The organism is Streptomyces sp. NPDC028635 (assembly GCF_040637635.1).
GTDB lineage: Bacteria > Actinomycetota > Actinomycetes > Streptomycetales > Streptomycetaceae > Streptomyces.
Genome location: NZ_JBEZWX010000002.1, coordinates 238,749 through 256,799 on the forward strand (window position 1 = coordinate 238,749; position 18,051 = coordinate 256,799).

Consider the following 18,051-nt stretch of genomic DNA (forward strand, 5'->3'; position numbering starts at 1 on the left):
CATGAGCAGCAACGAGACGCCCCGCGGCCCCGTCGACTCGTCCCGCATCCCGCGGTACGCCGGTCCCGCGACCTTCGCCCGGCTGCCCCGCCTCGACGAGGTCGGCCGCGCCGACGTCGCCGTCGTGGGCGTGCCGTTCGACTCCGGCGTCTCGTACCGGCCGGGCGCCCGCTTCGGCGGCAACGCCATCCGTGAGGCGTCCCGGCTGCTGCGCCCCTACAACCCGGCGCAGGACGCCTCCCCGTTCGCCCTCGCGCAGGTCGCCGACGGCGGCGACATCGCGGTGAACCCCTTCAACATCAACGAGGCCGTCGACACCGTCGAGGCCGCCGCCGACGACCTCCTCGGCACCGGCGCCCGCCTCATGACCCTCGGCGGCGACCACACCATCGCGCTGCCCCTGCTGCGTTCGGTGGCGAAGAAGCACGGCCCCGTCGCCCTGCTGCACTTCGACGCCCACCTGGACACCTGGGACACCTACTTCGGCGCCGAGTACACCCACGGCACCCCGTTCCGCCGCGCGGTGGAGGAGGGCATCCTCGACACCGAGGCGCTCTCCCACGTCGGCACCCGCGGCCCGCTGTACGGCAAGCAGGACCTCACCGACGACGAGAAGATGGGCTTCGGCATCGTCACCTCGGCGGACGTCTACCGCCGCGGCGCCGACGAGGTGGCCGACCAGCTGCGCCAGCGCATCGGCGACCGCCCGCTGTACATCTCCATCGACATCGACTGCCTCGACCCCGCCCACGCCCCCGGCACCGGCACCCCCGAGGCGGGCGGCATGACCTCCCGCGAGCTGCTGGAGATCCTGCGGGGCCTGGCCTCCTGCAACCTGGTGTCCGCGGACGTCGTCGAGGTGGCCCCCGCCTACGACCACGCCGAGATCACCTCGGTCGCGGCCTCCCACACGGCGTACGAACTGACCACCATCATGAGCCGCCAGATCGCGGCCGCCCGCAAGGAGAACGAGGGCAAGTGACCCACGACCACGACCTGGAGCTCCGCCCGAGTGCCGCACAGACGGAGGCCGCGCTGAATCCGCCCGCCGGGCGCAACGGCGGAGACCTGGTCGTGGAGACCCTGGCCGGGCTCGGCGCGACGACCGTCTTCGGCCTGCCCGGCCAGCACGCCCTCGGCATGTTCGACGCCCTGCGCCGCTCGGACCTCAGGTACGTCGGCCTGCGCGTGGAGAACAACGCGGGCTTCGCGGCCGACGCCTACGGCCGGATCACCGGCGAGGCGGCCCCGCTGCTGCTGTCGACCGGCCCGGGAGCCCTCACCTCCCTGGCCGCGCTGCAGGAGGCGGCGGCCGCCTCGGCCCCCGTCCTCGCCATCAGCAGCCAGATCCCGACGGCCGGCCTCGGCGGCGGCCGCCACGGCTATCTGCACGAACTCCCCGACCAGGCCGCCTCCTTCCGCGGCGTCGTCAAGTCCGTGCACACGGTCCGCACCCAGTCGCAGATCCCGTCCGCGATCGCGGCGGCCTGGAAGTCCGCGCTGAGTGCCCCGCACGGCCCGGTGTGGGTGGAGATCCCGCAGGACGTGCTGCTCGCCGGGACCCAGCTGCCGGTGGTGACGGCGCTGGACGCCACCCCGGACGACCTGGTGCCGCGCCCCGAACTGACCGCCGTCGCCGCCGACCTGCTCGCGCGCGCCGAGCGCCCCGCGATCATCGCGGGCGGGGGAGTGGTCCGCGCGGACGCCTCCGGCAAGCTGCGCGCGCTCGCCGAGAAGCTCCGGGCGCCGGTCGTGACGACCTTCGGCGGCAAGGGCGCCTTCCCCTGGGAGCACCCGCTGTCCCTCCAGTCCTGGCTGGAGGACCGGCACACCACCGACCTCCTCGAGGACGCCGACGTCCTGCTGGTCGTCGGCTCGGGCCTCGGTGAACTCTCCTCCAACTACCACACGTTCAAGCCCCGCGGCCGGGTGATCCAGATCGAGGCCGACCTCGGCAAGCTGGAGTCCAACCACCCGGCCCTCGGCATCCACGCCGACGCCCGGCTCGCCCTCCAGGCCCTGCTGGAGACGGTCACCGAGCGCCCCGACCCGAGCGCCCCCGAACGGGTCCGGGACCTGCTCGCCAAGGTGCGCGAGCGGATCGACGCCCAGGACCTCACCCTGGAACAGCAGGTGCTCGCGTCCGTGCGCCGCGCGCTCCCGGCCGACGCCCCCTCCTTCTGGGACATGACGATCCTCGCCTACTGGGCGTGGTCCGCGTTCGACGCCAAGGCCCCCAACGCCATGCACTCCGCCCAGGGCGCCGGCGGCCTCGGCTACGGCTTCCCGGCCGCCCTCGGCGCGGCGGCGGCCGACCCGACCCGCCCGGTCCTGGCGGTCTCCGGCGACGGCGGCGCGCTGTACTCCATCGCCGAACTGGCCACGGCCCGCCAGTACGACCTGAACGTCACCTGGCTGATCGTCGACGACGGCGGCTACGGCATCCTGCGCGAGTACATGACGGACGCCTTCGGCCAGGCCACCGCCACCGAGCTGACCCGCCCGGACTACGTGGCGCTGGCGGAGTCCTTCGGGGTGCCGGGGGTGCGCACCACCGCCGAGGCGCTGGAGGCCGACCTGGCGAAGGCACTCGCGACGCCGGGGCCCTCGGTGGTCGTCCTGCCCGCCGTGCTGCGCATGTTCGCCCCCACGCACCTGGGCTGACGCCCCTTCACCTGCCCCTGAGTCACCTCCTGTTCGACGCGTCCGTCGATCCGTACAACCATTCGGTCGAACTCGTGCGTCAACAGGGGTATGACTCAGGGGATATCCAGGCGCGCCCGTCTGCTGGCCGCCGCCGTCGGCGCGGGCGTTCTCGTTCCGGGTGTGGTCGCCGCCACACCCGCCGCTGCCGCCGCACCGACCGTCAGCTGCACGTCGGCCAAGGCCGGCCTCGCCGCCAAACTGCAGAAGGACATCACGGGCGCGCTCGCCGGCCGCAAGGGCACCGTCGCGCTCGGCGTCTACGACCGTACGACCAACACGACCTGCACGCTGCGCGCCACCAGCAGCTTCGACTCGGCGAGCACCGTCAAGGTGACCGTCCTCGCCACGCTGCTGTGGGACGCGAAGAAGCACAACCGCTATCTGACCGACCGTGAGGCCTCCCTCACCCGGGCCATGATCACCCAGTCGGACAACAACGCCACCAGCGCGCTGTGGAAGCAGCTCGGCCTGACGAAGATCAAGGGCTTCCTCGCCGCCGCCGGGATGACGAGGACGACTCCGGGCGCGGGCGGTTACTGGGGCCTGACCCAGGTCAACGTCACCGACGAGCAGAAGCTCCTCAAGCTCGTCACCGCGAAGAACAGCGTGCTCAGCGACAACTCCCGCGCCTACATCCTGAAGCTGATGGGGCAGGTCGTCTCCTCGCAGCGCTGGGGCACGCCCGCCGGCGCGCCCTCCTCGGTCGCCGTGCACGTCAAGAACGGCTGGCTGCAGCGGGCCACGCACGGCTGGCGGGTGCACAGCCTCGGCACCTTCAACGGCGCCGGCCACGACTACACGATCACGGTGCTGACACAGGACAACAGCACCATGAGCTACGGCGTCACCACCATCCAGAACGTCGCCAAGGCCGTCCACAAGGACCTGGTCCCGGCCGCCACCGCCCGCTACACGCCGACCAGCCGGCCGAGCGAGGCGTTCGTGGCCGTCCCGCCGCAGGGCTGACGTTCCGCCGCGCGGTCTCCCGCCGGTCACCGGCCTCGGCGCCCCCGGGGCGCAGGCGACCGGCGGCGCCCGCCTGCGGACGGGAACACCTCGGTCACCGCCGTGGCGTACGGATCCTTCCGGGGCTTGGCGGCGGTCGGATGGCCGAAGACCACGGCCTCCCCTTCCCCCCGGACCCGATGCGTCCGCTGCACACCCCCACGGGTGAGTGCCGAACGTTTGTTGCACGGGGATGAAATCGCAGCCCCCGGGCGTTGCAGCCTTCCGGTAGAGCAGGACCACTGGGAGGCACGGAGTGACACCGCAACGGGGATGGGCTCGGCGACTGTGGGGATACGCCTGGCGGTATCCCAAGGACGTGCTCCTCGCCCTCGGCTCCTCCCTCGGCGGCATGGCCGTCATGGCCGTCGTGCCGCTGGTCACGAAGGTGATCATCGACGACGTGATCGGCGACCACAGCCGCCGTATGGCCCCGTGGGCCGGCGTGCTGATCGGCGCCGCCCTGCTCGTGTACGTCCTCACCTACATCCGCCGCTACTACGGCGGCCGCCTCGCCCTCGACGTCCAGCACGACCTGCGCACGGAGATGTTCGGCACGATCACCCGGCTGGACGGCCGGCGGCAGGACGAGCTGTCCACCGGGCAGGTCGTCGGGCGGGCCACCAGCGATCTCCAGCTGATCCAGGGCCTGCTGTTCATGCTGCCGATGACCATCGGGAACATCCTGCTGTTCCTGATCTCCCTGGGGATCATGGCCGCGCTGTCCCTGCCGCTGACCCTGGTCGCGCTGGCCGTGGCGCCCGCCCTCTGGTACATCGCCCGGCGCAGCCGCACCAGGCTGCACCCGGCCACCTGGTACGCGCAGGCCCAGGCCGCGGCCGTGGCCGGGGTGGTCGACGGCGCGGTCAGCGGCGTCCGCGTGGTCAAGGGCTTCGGGCAGGAGGAGCAGGAGACGAACAAGCTGCGCGAGGTCGGCCGCCGCCTCTTCGCGGGCCGCCTGCGCACCATCCGCCTCAACAGCAGGTACACCCCCGCCCTCCAGGCCGTCCCGGCGCTCGGCCAGGTCGCGATGCTGGCGCTCGGCGGCTGGCTCGCCGTGCGCGGGCACATCACGCTCGGCACCTTCGTCGCCTTCTCCACCTACCTCGCCCAGCTGGTCGGCCCGGTCCGCATGCTCGCCATGGTCCTCACCGTCGGCCAGCAGGCCCGCGCCGGCACCGAACGCGTCCTGGAGCTGATCGACACCGAGCCGACCCTGAAGGACGGCACCAAGGAGCTGCCCGCCGACGCACCGGCGTCGGTCGAGTTCGACGACGTGTCGTTCGGCTACGACCACGAGCGCCCGGTGCTCCAGGGGCTCAGCTTCGAGATCCGGCCCGGCGAGACCCTCGCCGTCGTCGGTTCCTCCGGCTCCGGCAAGTCCACCCTCTCCCTGCTCCTGCCGCGCTTCTACGACGTCTCCCGCGGCGCCGTCCTGGTCGGCGGCCACGACGTGCGCGAGCTGACCCTTGAGTCGCTGCGCGCCGCGATCGGCCTGGTCCCCGAGGACTCCTTCCTCTTCTCCGACACCGTCCGCAACAACATCGCCTACGGCCGCCCCGACGCGAGCGACGAGGAGGTCGAGGCCGCCGCGCGCGCCGCACAGGCGGACCGTTTCATCAAGGAGCTGCCCGACGGCTACGCCACCACGGTCGGCGAGCACGGACTGACCCTCTCCGGCGGCCAGCGCCAGCGCATCGCGCTCGCCCGCGCCCTGCTCACCGACCCCCGCCTGCTCGTCCTGGACGACGCGACCTCCGCGGTCGACGCCCGCGTGGAGCACGAGATCCACGAGGCGCTGAAGGAGGTCATGCGGGGCCGCACCACCCTGCTGATCGCGCACCGCCGCTCCACCCTCAACCTCGCCGACCGCATCGCCGTCCTCGACGACGGCCGGCTCGCCGACCTCGGCACCCACGACGAGCTGCAGGAACGCTGCGCCCTGTACCGGCGGCTGCTCACCGACCCCGACGAGCTCGGCGGGGTCTCCCCGGGTCACGCACAGCCCGCCGCGCCCGCCGAGGACACCTCGCTGCGCGAGGAACTGGACGCCGAGTTCGACGCCGAGCGCGGCATCACGCCCCGGCTGTGGGCGGGCGAGCGCGAGCCGCGGGACGCGGCGCTGCACGGCACCCCGGCCACACCGGAGCTGCTGGCCCAGGTCGAGGCGCTGCCCCCGGCCACCGACACCCCCGGCGTCGACGAGGCGGCCGCGGTCCGGCCGGAGGACTCCTACGGTCTGCGCCGACTGCTGCGCGGCTTCGGGCTGCCCCTCCTGGTCAGCCTGGCCCTGGTCGCCGTGGACGCCGGGGTGGGTCTGCTGCTGCCGGTGCTGATCCGGCACGGCATCGACAGCGGGGTGACCAGGATGGCACTGGGTGCCGTCTGGTCGGCGTCCCTGCTCGCGCTGCTGGCGGTGGCCGTGCAGTGGGCGGCTCAGGTCGGCGAGACCCGGATGACCGGCCGGACCGGCGAGCGCGTCCTGTACTCCCTGCGCCTGAAGATCTTCTCCCAGCTCCAGCGGCTCGGCCTCGACTACTACGAGCGGGAGCTGACCGGCCGGATCATGACGAGGATGACGACGGACGTCGACGCCCTCTCCACCTTCCTCCAGACGGGGCTGGTGACGGCCTTCGTCTCGGTCGTCACCTTCTTCGGCATCATGGCCGCCCTGCTCGTGATCGACCTCCAGCTCGCACTGGTCGTGTTCGCCACGCTGCCGCCGCTGATCGTCGGCACGTACTTCTTCCGCAGGGCCAGCGTGAAGGCGTACGAGCTGGCCCGCGAGCGGGTGTCGGTGGTCAACGCCGACCTCCAGGAGTCCGTGTCGGGTCTGCGGATCGTGCAGGCGTTCCGGCGCGAGGGCGACGGCGGGCGGCGGTTCGCCGAGCGCAGCGACAGCTACCGACAGGCGCGCATCCGCGGCCAGTGGCTGATCTCGGTCTACTTCCCCTTCGTGCAGCTGCTGTCGTCGGCCGCCGCGGCCGCGGTCCTCATCGTCGGCGCGGGCCGGGTGGACGCGGCGACGCTCACCACGGGCGGGCTGGTGGCCTACCTGCTGTACATCGACCTGTTCTTCGCGCCCGTCCAGCAGCTGTCCCAGGTCTTCGACGGCTACCAGCAGGCCACGGTGTCGCTGGGCCGCATCCAGGAGCTGCTGCGCGAGCCGACGTCCACGAAGGCCGCGCGGGAGCCGCTGGAGGTGCTGTCCCTGCGGGGCGAGATCGCCTTCGAGGACGTCCACTTCGCCTACGGCGACGACGAGGAGGCGCTCGGCGGCATCGATCTGCGCATCCCCGCCGGGCAGACGGTCGCGTTCGTCGGTGAGACCGGCGCGGGCAAGTCGACCCTCGTCAAGCTGGTGGCCCGGTTCTACGACCCGACCGGTGGCCGGGTGACGGCCGACGGCACGGACCTGCGCGACCTGGACCTCACGTCGTACCGGCACCGGCTCGGCGTGGTGCCGCAGGAGGCGTATCTCTTCCCCGGCACGATCCGTGACGCCATCGCCTACGGCCGTCCCGACGCCACCGACGCGGAGGTGGAGGCGGCGGCCCGGGCGGTCGGCGCGCACGACATGATCGCCACGCTGGAGGGCGGCTACCTGCACCAGGTCGCCGAGCGCGGCCGCAACCTGTCCGCCGGGCAACGGCAGTTGATCGCGCTGGCCCGCGCGGAGCTGGTCGACCCCGACATCCTGCTGCTGGACGAGGCGACGGCCGCGCTGGATCTGGCGACCGAGGCCCAGGTCAACCAGGCCACGGACCGCCTCGCGGGCCGCCGTACCACCCTGGTCGTGGCCCACCGCCTGACCACCGCCGCCCGCGCGGACCGGGTGGTGGTCATGGACCACGGCCGTGTCGCGGAGGACGGCACCCACGAGGAACTCCTCGCCCGCGACGGCCACTACGCCCGCCTGTGGCGCACGTTCATCGGCGAGGCCGAACCGGAAGAGCCGGTCGGCGCCTCCCGCTGAACGCCGGGCCCCGCGTCGTCTCTCTGACGGTCGTGCAACCATCCGACATACGTACCGCGTCCGTACACGCGTACGCTTCGTGTCGCGCGGGACGTAGGGAGGGACGACTGTGGACTGGGGTGGGATACGGCGGCGGACGGCGGTCGCGCTGGGCGTGCTGACCGCGGCCGGGCTGTTCGCGCTGGCCGCGCCCGGCAGTGCCGAGGCCGCCGCGGCGCCCACGCGGTGCGGCGGACACAGGGTGGCGACGCTGCCCTTCTCCACCGGCAGCGTGCAGGTCTTCCGCAGCGACGGCTACGTCTGCGCGATCACCGTGCCCCGGCGTCCCGGCCCCCGCCAGGTCATGTCGGTCGGCGTGCAGGCGCGCGGCGGGCGGCCGGTGGTGGACAAGGGGCCGTTCATCGAGCGGGCCGGACCGGTCACCGTGCACGCCGGGCACCGCTGCGTCCGTGTCACCGGCTCGGTGGGAGGCGGAACGGTCAACTCCGGCTGGATCCTGTGCTGAACCGTCTTGCTCTCCGCAACTCCCCCTGGTGAAAACGATGTTGCGCCGATAGCGTCCGGCGCACATCTGTCTCACAGGGAGGGTGCATGCGCAAGGCACTCAGATGGCTGCTGGCGTTCACCGTGCTCATAGGCACGCTGAGCGCGGCGGGCGCGGCCACCGCCGCCGACGCCTCCGGCAGCCAGGACATCAAGGACCGGCTGCTCTCCATACCGGGCATGAGCCTGATCCAGGAGAAGCCGTACCCCGGCTACCGCTACTTCGTCCTGAACTACACCCAGCCGGTCGACCACCGCCACCCCTCGGCCGGCACGTTCCAGCAGCGCATCACCGTGCTGCACAAGGACGTCAGCCGCCCGACCGTCTTCTACACGAGCGGCTACAACGTCTCCACGACCCCGTCGCGCCGCGAGCCCACCCAGATCGTGGACGGCAACCAGGTCTCCCTGGAGTACCGCTTCTTCACCCCGTCCCGCCCCGCCCCCGCCGACTGGTCCAAGCTCGACATCTGGCAGGCCGCCAGCGACCAGCACCGCGTCTTCGAGGCGCTGAAGCCGGTCTACTCGAAGAACTGGCTCGCCACCGGCGGTTCCAAGGGCGGCATGACCGCCACCTACTACGAGCGCTTCTACCCGCGTGACATGGACGGCGTGGTCGCCTACGTCGCCCCCGACGACGTGGTGAACAACGAGGACTCGGCCTACGACCGCTTCTTCGCCTCCGTCGGCACCAAGGAGTGCCGCGACAAGCTGAACGCGGTCCAGCGCGAGGCGCTGGTGCGCCGCGAACCGCTGGAGAAGAAGTACGCCGCGTACGCCGCCGAGAACGGCTACACCTTCACCACCATCGGTTCCCTGGACCGCGCCTACGAGGCCGTCGTCCTCGACTACGTGTGGGGCTTCTGGCAGTACAGCCTGCTCGCCGACTGCGACAGGATTCCCGCGAACGCGGCGACGGCGAGCGACGACGAGATCTGGAACTCGGTCGACGAGATCTCCGGTTTCTCCGCCTACACCGACCAGGGCCTCGAGACGTACACGCCGTACTACTACCAGGCGGGCACCCAGCTCGGCGCGCCCACCATCCACTTCCCGCACATCGAGAAGCGGTACATCCGCTACGGCTACCAGCCGCCGCGCAACTTCGTCCCGCGCGAGATCCCGATGCGCTTCCAGCCGTGGGCGATGCGCGACGTCGACACCTGGGTGCGGCACAACGCCCGCCACATGCTCTTCGTGTACGGCCAGAACGACCCGTGGGGCAGCGAGCGCTTCCGCGTCGACAAGGGCGCCAAGGACTCCTACGTCTTCACCGCGCCCGGCCTGAACCACGGCGCCAACGTGGCCGGTCTGGTGCCCGCGCAGAAGGAACTGGCCACCGCCCGCATCCTGCAGTGGGCCGGCGTCCGGCAGGACACCGCGCAGGCCCAGCCGCTGGCGAGGTTCGACAGCCGGCTGGACGTGCGTGACACCGAGCGCGAGCCCGCGCTGCGCCCGTAGTCACATCCGGCGGGCGCAGCCGACCGGCTGCTGCCCGCCGAGCCGCACGTACCGGGCCGTGGCCGCCGGGCACAGCGACCGGACGGCCACGGCCCGCACCACCCGGTACTGCGGCGCGTGGCGGCCGCCGCCGTCGCAGGCCGTCTCCCGGACCTGGCCGCCACCCAGGGCGTAGACGCAGTCGCCGGCGATGGTGCGCGGCCCGCCCCCGCCGCCCGGGTCGCCCGGGTGCGGCGGCACGACCCGGGCGGCCGCCCGTTCCTCCTCCCCACGGACCAGCTCCGCGCATCCCTCGCCCCCCGCGCCCAGCGTGACCCGTGGACGTGGGCGCACACCAGACGCGCGGGGAGTTCCGGGCCGGTCGCACGGGGGTGCGCCGGGGGCGGAGCGTGGGGTCAGTACGCCAGGCCGTGCCCGATGGGGTAGAGCACCTGCGCCGGATCGTCCGCCCGCATCACCGGCACCGGCAGCTTCCCGCGCGGACCGACCCGCCCCGCGATCACCCGGGCGGCGGCGCGCAATTCCACGTCGGTCCACGAGTAGGACGCCAGATACGCCCGCACCTCGGGCAGCTGGGCCACGTCGTAGGGGTTGCGCACCGCGACGGCCGCCACCGGCCTGCCCGTGGCGAGCAACCGCCGCACCAGCGTGCGCTGGCTGCTGCCCGCGGTGACGTTGTACGTCCCGACGACGACCGCGTCCGCGTCGGCCGCCGCGGCGACGGCCCGGTCGATCGTCGCCGTGGACGGTGCCGTACCGGTGGACAGGGCGGTCGCGGTGAAGCCCAGCTCGGTCAGGGCGGCGGCGAGGACCCCGGTGGGCGGGCCGGTGGTGCCCGACGGGGACGCCGGGTCGGCGCCGACGACGAGCAGCTTCTTGTGTGCGCGCCGGTCCAGCGGCAGCAGCGCGCCCTCGTTGACCAGCAGCGTCGTCGTCCGCTCCGCGATGCGGTCGGCCGCCGCGAGATGCGCGGGCGTGCCCACCGTCCGCTCCACACCGGCGTGGCTCGCGTACGGCGCGTCGAACAGCCCGAGGCGCGCCTTGAGCCGCAGGATGCGCAGGATCGACTGATCGAGCCGCTCCTCGGTGAGCTCCCCGGTGTGTACGGCGGTGAGCACGGCGTTCCACGCCACGTCCAGGTCGGGCGGGTTGAGCAGCTGGTCCACGCCCGCCTTCAGGGCGAGCACCGGCACCCGGTCGTCGCCGTACTTGGAGCGCACGCCCTCCATGCCGAGGGAGTCGGTGACCACCACCCCGTCGTAGCCCAGCTCCTCGCGCAGGATGCCGGTGAGGATGGGGCGGGAGAGGGTCGCGGGGTCGCCGGAGGGGTCCAGCGCCGGGAACTGGATGTGCGCGGTCATGATCGAGTCGATGCCGGCCCTGATGGCCGCCCGGAACGGCACCGCGTCCAGCGTCTCCCACAGCTCGCGGCTGTGGGTGATGACCGGGAAGCCGTAGTGGCTGTCGACGGAGGTGTCGCCGTGCCCGGGGAAGTGCTTGGCGGTCGCCGCGACCCCCGCGTGCCGGTACCCCGTGACCTCGGCGGCGACCAGTCCCGCGACCGCGTCCGGGTCCGCGCCGAAGGAGCGCACACCGATGACCGGGTTGGCCGGGTTGACGTTCACGTCGGCGACGGGGGAGTAGTCCTGGCGGATGCCGATCGCGCGCAGTTCCGTGCCGGAGATCCGGCCGAGGGTGCGCGCGTCGGAGCGGGAGCCGCCGGCGCCGATCGCCATCGCCCCGGGGAACAGGGTGGCGGGCCTGCCGACGCGGCAGACGATGCCGTGCTCCTGGTCGGTGGAGACGAGCAGCGGCAGCCCGCGCGGCAGCGCCAGGGACGCCCGCTGGATGCCGTTGGACAGGTCGGCGATCTGCTGCGGGTCGCGGGTGTTGTGCGCCCACACGAAGTAGATGATGCCGCCGACGCGGTACTTCTCGATCAGCTCGGCCGCCGTACGGACCCCGATCTCCTGGAGGTTGGCGTCGATGTCGGCCTGGTCGGGGGCGGTCGCCGAATGGCCGTAGACCCGCATGACGAAGAGCTGGCCGACCTTCTCCTCCAGGGACATCCGGGAGATGAGGGCGCGCAGTTTGCGCTCGTCGTCCGGGGCGGCGGCGGCCGTCGTGGCGGGGCCGACGGCGAGGGCGGCGGTGAGCGCGGCCGTCGCGGCGAGGACCGTGCGTCTGGCGGGTCGTGCGGTGTTTCCCGTGCTGTCCGTGCTGGCGTGGTGCACGTGCGCTCCTTCCGGAGGGGGAACCGCTGAAGGAAACTTCCGAGAGGCCACCAATATCCGGGAAGTTTCTGCCAGTCAAGACAGTGCGCAGCGCCCGGACTTGTGCGGCGAAGGCCGCCGCCGGCGCCGCCGGCCCGCTTCCCCTGCGCCGCCCCGCGCTCCTCAACCCGCCGGCCGGACCGACACCTTCGGCCAGTGCTCCCGCAGCGTGCGCACGGTTTCCGCGATCGACGGCCGCCCGGTGGCCCCGGTGCGCCACAGGGCGTACAGCCGCCGCACCGGCAGCGGATCGAGCGGCACCTCCACCACGCCCTCGGGCAGCGGGCCGCGCCCCAGCCGCGGGATCAGCGCGATGCCCAGCCCGGCGGCGACGAGCGCGACCAGGGTGGGGTTCTCCTCGGCCTGGTGGACGATCTCCGGCTCGTGACCGGCGCCGCGCAGGGTGCGCACCAGCCAGTCGTGGCAGACCCGGCCGGGCGGCTGGCAGATCCACCGCTGCCCGCCCAGCTCCCCCCGCCGCACCCCCGCCCGCCCGGCGAACGGATGGTCCGCCGGTACGAGCAGATCGCACAGGTCGTCCCCGATCACCGCCTGCTCCACACCCGCCGGTGCGGGCAGCGGCGCGATGTCCCAGTCGTGTGCCACGGCCAGGTCGACCGCGCCCCGGGCGACGAGGTCCACCGAGAGATGCGGATCGACCTCGCTGAGCCGGGCGTCCAGGGCCGGGTGCCGCGCCGACAGGTCGGCCAGGACGCCCGGCAGCAGCCCCCGCGCGGCCGACGCGAACGCGGCGATCGTCAGCCGCCCCGCCGGCACCCCGCGCCGCTCCTCCAGCTCGGTCTCGGCCCGCTCCACGATCGTCAGCAACTCCCGCGCCGCGCCGGCCAGATGGAGCGCCTCGGCGGTGAGCCGCACCCCCCGCCCGTCCCGCTCCAGCAGCGCCGCCCCGGTCTCCCGCTCCAGCTTGCCGATCTGCTGCGACACCGCCGACGGCGTGTATCCGAGCGCGTCGGCGGCCGCGGCGACACTGCCGTGGACATGGACGGCGTGCAGAGCGCGCAGCCGGTGCAGATCCAGCACGGCCCCTCCTTGAGTCGTGAGCGCCGCGAGTCGTAAGCGCTGCTTCATTCAACAGTGCAGGAATCATCGCTGGTGCTGAAGGGTCCACGGCCGTGATCCTCGATGCATGCGACCTGCACATGTGGCCCTCGCCGTCCTCGTCGCGGCCGTCTGGGGCGTGAACTTCACCGTCATCGAGATCGGCCTCGGCCACTTCCCGCCGCTGCTCTTCTCCGCCCTGCGTTTCCTGGTGGCGGCGCTGCCCGCGGTCTTCCTCGTCGGCCGTCCGAAGGTGGCGTGGCGATGGATCCTCGCGGTCGGCCTGGTGCTCGGCGTGGCGAAGTTCGGGCTGCTGTTCGTCGGCATGGACGCCGGCATGCCGGCGGGCCTGTCCTCCCTCGTCCTGCAGATCCAGGCGGTCTTCACGGCCCTGATCGCCGCCGTGGTGCTCGGCGAACGGCCCACCCGCACCAGGCTGCTGGGCATGCTGGTGGCGCTCAGCGGCATCGCGGTGGCGGCCGTCGACGAGGGCGCCTCGGGCCCGCTCGGCGCGTTCGCGCTGGTCGTCGCGGCAGCCGCCTGCTGGGGCCTGTCGAACGTGCTGACCCGCAAGGCCGCCCCGCCCGACGCGCTGAACTTCATGGTCTGGGTGAGCACGGTCCCCGTCCTGCCCCTCCTCGCGCTCTCCCTCCTCCTGGAGGGCCCCACCCGCGACTACGACGCCCTGCGCGCCCTCGACCGGCAGGGCGCCGGCACGCTCGTCTACGTCGCCTGGGTCACCACGGTCTTCGGCTTCGGCGCCTGGGGCTGGCTGCTGCGCCGCCACCCGGCGTCCACGGTCGCCCCGTTCTCCCTGCTGGTGCCGGTGTTCGGGATGACGTCGGCAGCCCTGTTCCTGGGCGAAGACGTGAGCCCGCTGCGCTGGTGCGCGGCGGCGCTGCTGGTGGGCGGCGTCGCGGTCACCTCCCTGGCGCCGGCGCGGCGGCGCGCCCCCGGCTATTTCGGTCGACGGCCACGACCGGCTGCGGAAGACTCTGCGCTCGTCGGCAGCGCCGCACGCGAGTGAGAGGTGGCACGGGGTGGGCTTCACGCTGAACGGCCCGGTTCTGGAGGGCGCGCTGGTGCGCCTGGAGCCGCTGGAGCACCGGCATGCCGCCGGGCTGGCGGCGGCCGCGGAGGAGAACCGGGAGACCTACGCCTTCACCTGGGTGCCCCGCGCCCACGAGATCCAGACGTACGTCGACGCCCAGCTGGCCCGCGCGGCGGCCGGAACGCTCGCCCCCTACGCCCAGGTGTCCCGCGCGACGGGACGGGTCGTCGGCACCACGTCGTACTGGGACCCGCGCAGCTGGCGGTCCGAGGACGTGCTCGACGCGATCGAGATCGGCTTCACCTGGCTGGCCTCCTCCGCGCAGGGCACGGGCATCAACGCCGAGGCCAAGCTGCTGCTCCTGCGGCACGCCTTCGAGGAGTGGGGCGTGGCCCGCGTCGACCTGAAGACCGACGCCCGCAACGCCCGCTCCCGCGCGGCCATCGAATCGGTCGGCGCCCGCTTCGAGGGCGTCCTGCGCAACTGGTCCCGCTCCTGGGTCCCGGGCGAGGAGAACGCGCTGCGCGACTCGGCGATCTTCTCGATCACGGCACCGGAGTGGCCGCAGTGCCGCACGAGGCTGGAGCAGCGGGTCGCCCGCCACGCCCGGGGACGCACGGCACCGGAGGGATGAGCCCGGAACCGCTCACCGGCCCCGCCGCTCAGGCCGACTCGTTCAGCAGCCGGCTCAGATGCTCACGCCCCGCGTCCAGCAGTCCCGGCAGCGGCGCCGCCGCCTCGTGCCAGCGCTTCTCGTACTCCCAGCACAGCCAGCCGTCCCAGCCGTTGCGGGAGAGCACCTCCACCACCTCGGCCAGCGGCAGCACCCCCGCGCCCAGCGCCAGCGGCGTCGTGTCGTCGGTGGAGGCGATGTCCTTGACCTGGACGTAGCCGAGGTGCGGGGCGAGCGCGGCGTACGTCTGCGACGGCTGCTCGCCGCCCAGCCAGGTGTGCATCACGTCCCACAGCGCGCCCACGCTGCCGTGCCCGACGGGCCCGAGGACCCTGATCAGATCCGCTCCGGTGCGATGCGAGTCGTGGGTCTCCACCAGCACCCGCACCCCGAGCGCGGAGGCGTCCTCCGCGGCCGTACCGAGCCGCCGCGCGGCCGTCGCGTCGGCCTCCTCGGGCGACGGCGCGTCACCGCCGCCGGGGAAGACCCGGACGAAGGGCGCGCTGAGGTCACGGGCCAGCTCCAGCAGGGCGCGGATCTCGTCCAGCACCGGCCCGTCGTCGCCCGGCGCGGCCACGCGCGCGTACCCGGCGATGCCGAGCAGCTCCACGCCGGCCGCCTTGAACGCGCCGGCCACGTCGGCCCGCTCGGCCGGGGAGAGTCCCGGATGCACCGGCTCCTCGGGATGGGCGCGCAGCTCCACGCCGTGATAGCCGTGCGCGCCGGCCAGGCTCAGCACGTCGGGCAGGGGCAGACCGGGAACGCCGAGAGTGGAGAACGCCAGCTTCATGCTCAGGACCCTACTCGCAGGCCGCCGCTTCAAACGTCCTGAGCCACGGCCCGGTAGACGCACACCTCGGCCCCCGTCTTCGCGGCCACCGTCGAGACCAGCTGGAACGGCCGCCGCACCCCGTCCGCCGGGAAGATCGACACACCGCCGCCGAGCAGCACCGGCATCCGCATCAGCATCAGCTCGTCGAGCATCCCCTCGGCCAGCAGCGAGCGCACCAGGCGCGGGCTGCCCGCGATCAGCAGGTCGCCCCCCGGCGTGGCCCGCAGGTCCTCGATCCGGTCCATCACCTCACCGGCCCGGATCAGGCGCATGTTGTCCCAGGGCAGGTCGGACTCGTCCAGGGTGCCGGAGACGAGATAGGTGCGGACCGAGTTCATCCGGTCGGCGAAGATCTCCCCGGCCCGCTCCGGCCACAAGGTGGCCATGGCCTGCCAGGTCCGCTCCCCGCACAGCAGGGCGCCCGCCTTGGCGAGCGCCCCTTCGAACGCGCCGCCGACGACCTCCGGATCGACATACGGCAGGGACCAGCCGGAGTGCGCGAAGTCGAGGTCGGTCTCGTCCTCCGGCTCGCCGGGTGCCTGCACGACACCGTCGAGACTGATGAACTCGCTGGCCACGGTACGCATGGGACTCATTCCTGCCGGTGCGGTGCCCGCCGCCCAGTATCGGGGCGTCATGCCCCTAGGTGGCCCATTTGCGCCCACCGAAACGCGGAAGCCGTCACCCGTCATCTCTGTACCTACTAGTATGTACGGAACCGTCGGCCCGAACCCGGGAGCCCGCATGCCACTGGTCCGCATCGACACCCTGGGCACGGACACCGCCCGCCTGCACACACTCGGCGACGCGGTCCACCAGGCCCTCATGGACGCCCTGGGCATCCCGCCCGAGGACCGCTTCCAGATCCTGACCGCCCACGACGGCACGACCAGCACCCTGCGCCACGGCGACCACCTGGGCATCCCCCACGACGACGGCGTCGTCTTCATCGCCGTCACCCTGCGCACCGGCCGCACGACCGAGCAGAAACAGCACCTCTACCGCCGGATCGCCGAAGAGGCCGAGGCCCGCGCCGGGGTCGAGCCGCGCAACGTGGTGGTCACCCTGTACGAAAACACCTCCCCGGACTGGTCCTTCGGCCACGGTGAGACCCAATACGTCACCCCCACGACGTGACCGCCACCCCCCACCGGACGGCAACGGGCCGCCGCAGGCACCAAAGGGGCGCGGGGAACGGCGCGACCAGCCACAACGCACCCGCAGAAGAAAGCGCACCGGGCGCCGCAGGCGCCAAAGGGGCGCGGGGAACTGCGCGACCAGCCACAACCCACCCGCAGAGGAAAACGCACCCGGCGCCGCAGGCACAACGCACCCGCAGACGACAACGCACCCAGCGCCGCAGGCACCCCGCGCCGCAGGCACAACGCACCCAGCGCCGCAGGCACCGGCACCCGTCACCCCGCCACAGGCACCCCACAAGACCCCCGAACCATCAGCTCCCCCCGCACCGTCGCGATCCCCCCGGGCGGCGCCTCCTCCCGCCCCATCGCGATGCGCCCCGCCCGGGCCCCCGCCTCCGCCAGCGGCAACCGCACCGTCGTCAGCGACGGCACCGCGTCGACGCTGAACGGCAGGTCGTCGAACCCGGCGACGGAGACGTCCTCGGGGATGCGCCGCCCCGACTCCCGCAGCGCGGCACACGCCCCGAGCGCGACGGAGTCGTTCGCGGCGACGACGGCCGTCAGCGACGGGTCCCGCCGCAGCAGCTCCAGCGTGGCCTCGTAGCCGGACTGCCGGTCGTAGCGCCCGTGCACGGTCCAGCCGGGCCGCTCCTCGACGCCGGCCGCGGCCAGCGCCTCGCGGTGCCCCTCCAGCCGGTGCCGGGTGGTGGTGCGTTCCTCGGGCCCGGCGATGTAGCCGAGCCGTCGGTGGCCGAGCCCGATGAGGTGCTCGGTGAGCCGGCGGGCACCGCCCCGGTTGTCGAAGGTCAGCGCGACGGCGCCCGCGTCCGGCGCCGGCGGCCGCCCGCACAGCACCACCTTCGTCCCGGCCTCGGCCAGCTTGCGCAGCTTCGCCGTCATGGCCGCCTGGTGTGCCGCGTCCTCGACGGCGCCGCCGGTCAGCACCACGGCCGCGGCCCGCTGCCGCTGCAGCAGCGTGAGGTAGGTCAGCTCACGCTCCGGTGAGCCGCCCGTGTTGCACACGACCGCGAGTCTCTCGCCGCCCGCGCGCCCGCCCGGCCCGCCGATCTCGCTCTGGATGGCGCTCGCCATGATCCCGAAGAAGGGGTCGGCGATGTCGTTCACCAGGATGCCGACCAGGTCGGAGGTGGCCGCGGCCAGCGAGCTCGCGGGACCGTTCAGGACGTAGTCCAGCTCGTCCACGGCCTTGAGCACCCGCTCCCGGGTGGAGGCCGCCACCGGATAGTTGCCGTTCAGTACGCGCGACACCGTCGCGGGGGAGACCTGGGCGCGGGCCGCCACGTCCGCCAGGGTCACCGTCATGTCGTCC

The 18,051-nt window shown here is 73.1% G+C and carries 14 protein-coding genes and 1 pseudogene; 9 read left to right on the top strand and 6 right to left on the bottom strand.

Annotated elements, in window-relative coordinates; all coding sequences use genetic code 11:
- The first annotated feature begins 1 nt into the window (after position 1).
- From speB to AB0E88_RS03300, 6 genes are all read left to right on the top strand, one after another.
- Positions 2–982, top strand: coding sequence for an agmatinase (speB, locus tag AB0E88_RS03275; RefSeq protein ID WP_361622932.1), 981 nt, complete (start codon positions 2–4; stop codon positions 980–982).
- A complete protein-coding gene (locus tag AB0E88_RS03280; RefSeq protein WP_361622935.1) occupies positions 979–2,664 on the top strand; it encodes a thiamine pyrophosphate-binding protein in 1,686 nt (561 codons plus the stop codon). Before speB ends, AB0E88_RS03280 begins: the two co-directional genes overlap by 4 nt.
- Positions 2,665–2,754: 90 nt before the next feature.
- Positions 2,755–3,672, top strand: coding sequence for a serine hydrolase (locus AB0E88_RS03285; protein ID WP_361622938.1), 918 nt, complete (start codon positions 2,755–2,757; stop codon positions 3,670–3,672).
- Between the two features lie 295 nt (positions 3,673–3,967).
- On the top strand, positions 3,968–7,687 hold the full coding sequence (locus AB0E88_RS03290) for an ABC transporter ATP-binding protein (RefSeq protein WP_361622941.1): 3,720 nt from the start codon (positions 3,968–3,970) through the stop codon (positions 7,685–7,687).
- A gap of 109 nt (positions 7,688–7,796) precedes the next feature.
- Entirely contained in the window at positions 7,797–8,192 is a 396-nt protein-coding gene (locus tag AB0E88_RS03295) for a hypothetical protein (RefSeq protein WP_361622944.1), read from the top strand.
- A gap of 86 nt (positions 8,193–8,278) precedes the next feature.
- The gene (locus AB0E88_RS03300; protein ID WP_361622947.1) at positions 8,279–9,691 is read left to right on the top strand and encodes a S28 family serine protease; all 1,413 of its coding nucleotides are present in this window, start codon (positions 8,279–8,281) and stop codon (positions 9,689–9,691) included.
- Here the strand turns inward: AB0E88_RS03300 and AB0E88_RS03305 are convergent.
- The 3 genes and pseudogenes from AB0E88_RS03305 to AB0E88_RS03315 form a co-directional block, all read right to left on the bottom strand.
- A pseudogene (locus tag AB0E88_RS03305) lies at positions 9,692–9,934 on the bottom strand (hypothetical protein); the annotation flags it as partial.
- Positions 9,935–10,086: 152 nt separating this feature from the next.
- Positions 10,087–11,925 (bottom strand): glycoside hydrolase family 3 protein, encoded by a 1,839-nt coding sequence (locus AB0E88_RS03310; RefSeq protein WP_361622950.1) that lies wholly within the window; start codon positions 11,923–11,925, stop codon positions 10,087–10,089.
- Between the two features lie 162 nt (positions 11,926–12,087).
- Positions 12,088–13,005, bottom strand: coding sequence for a LysR family transcriptional regulator (locus AB0E88_RS03315; protein WP_361622953.1), 918 nt, complete (start codon positions 13,003–13,005; stop codon positions 12,088–12,090).
- Positions 13,006–13,111: 106 nt separating this feature from the next.
- Here AB0E88_RS03315 and AB0E88_RS03320 point away from each other — a divergent pair, with 106 nt between their 5' ends.
- Both AB0E88_RS03320 and AB0E88_RS03325 read left to right on the top strand, forming a co-directional pair.
- Entirely contained in the window at positions 13,112–14,050 is a 939-nt protein-coding gene (locus tag AB0E88_RS03320) for an EamA family transporter (RefSeq protein ID WP_361622956.1), read from the top strand.
- 13 nt (positions 14,051–14,063) lie between these two features.
- The gene (locus AB0E88_RS03325) at positions 14,064–14,708 is read left to right on the top strand and encodes a GNAT family protein (RefSeq protein WP_361622959.1); all 645 of its coding nucleotides are present in this window, start codon (positions 14,064–14,066) and stop codon (positions 14,706–14,708) included.
- A 28-nt stretch (positions 14,709–14,736) separates the two neighbouring features.
- Here the strand turns inward: AB0E88_RS03325 and AB0E88_RS03330 are convergent, their stop codons facing one another.
- Both AB0E88_RS03330 and AB0E88_RS03335 read right to left on the bottom strand, forming a co-directional pair.
- Positions 14,737–15,537 (bottom strand): sugar phosphate isomerase/epimerase family protein, encoded by an 801-nt coding sequence (locus AB0E88_RS03330; protein WP_361622962.1) that lies wholly within the window; start codon positions 15,535–15,537, stop codon positions 14,737–14,739.
- Between the two features lie 29 nt (positions 15,538–15,566).
- Positions 15,567–16,166: a dihydrofolate reductase family protein gene (locus AB0E88_RS03335; RefSeq protein ID WP_361622965.1), complete on the bottom strand. Its 600-nt coding sequence runs from the start codon at positions 16,164–16,166 to the stop codon at positions 15,567–15,569.
- Positions 16,167–16,323: 157 nt separating this feature from the next.
- On the opposite strand from AB0E88_RS03335, the gene AB0E88_RS03340 reads away from it, so the two are divergent.
- A complete protein-coding gene (locus AB0E88_RS03340; protein ID WP_361622968.1) occupies positions 16,324–16,716 on the top strand; it encodes a tautomerase family protein in 393 nt (130 codons plus the stop codon).
- Positions 16,717–16,994: 278 nt separating this feature from the next.
- Here AB0E88_RS03340 and AB0E88_RS03345 read toward each other — a convergent pair whose 3' ends face one another.
- Positions 16,995–18,044 carry a LacI family DNA-binding transcriptional regulator gene (locus AB0E88_RS03345; RefSeq protein WP_361622971.1) on the bottom strand — a complete coding sequence of 350 codons (1,050 nt, stop codon included), beginning with the start codon at positions 18,042–18,044 and terminating at the stop codon, positions 16,995–16,997.
- Between the last annotated feature and the right edge of the window lie 7 nt (positions 18,045–18,051).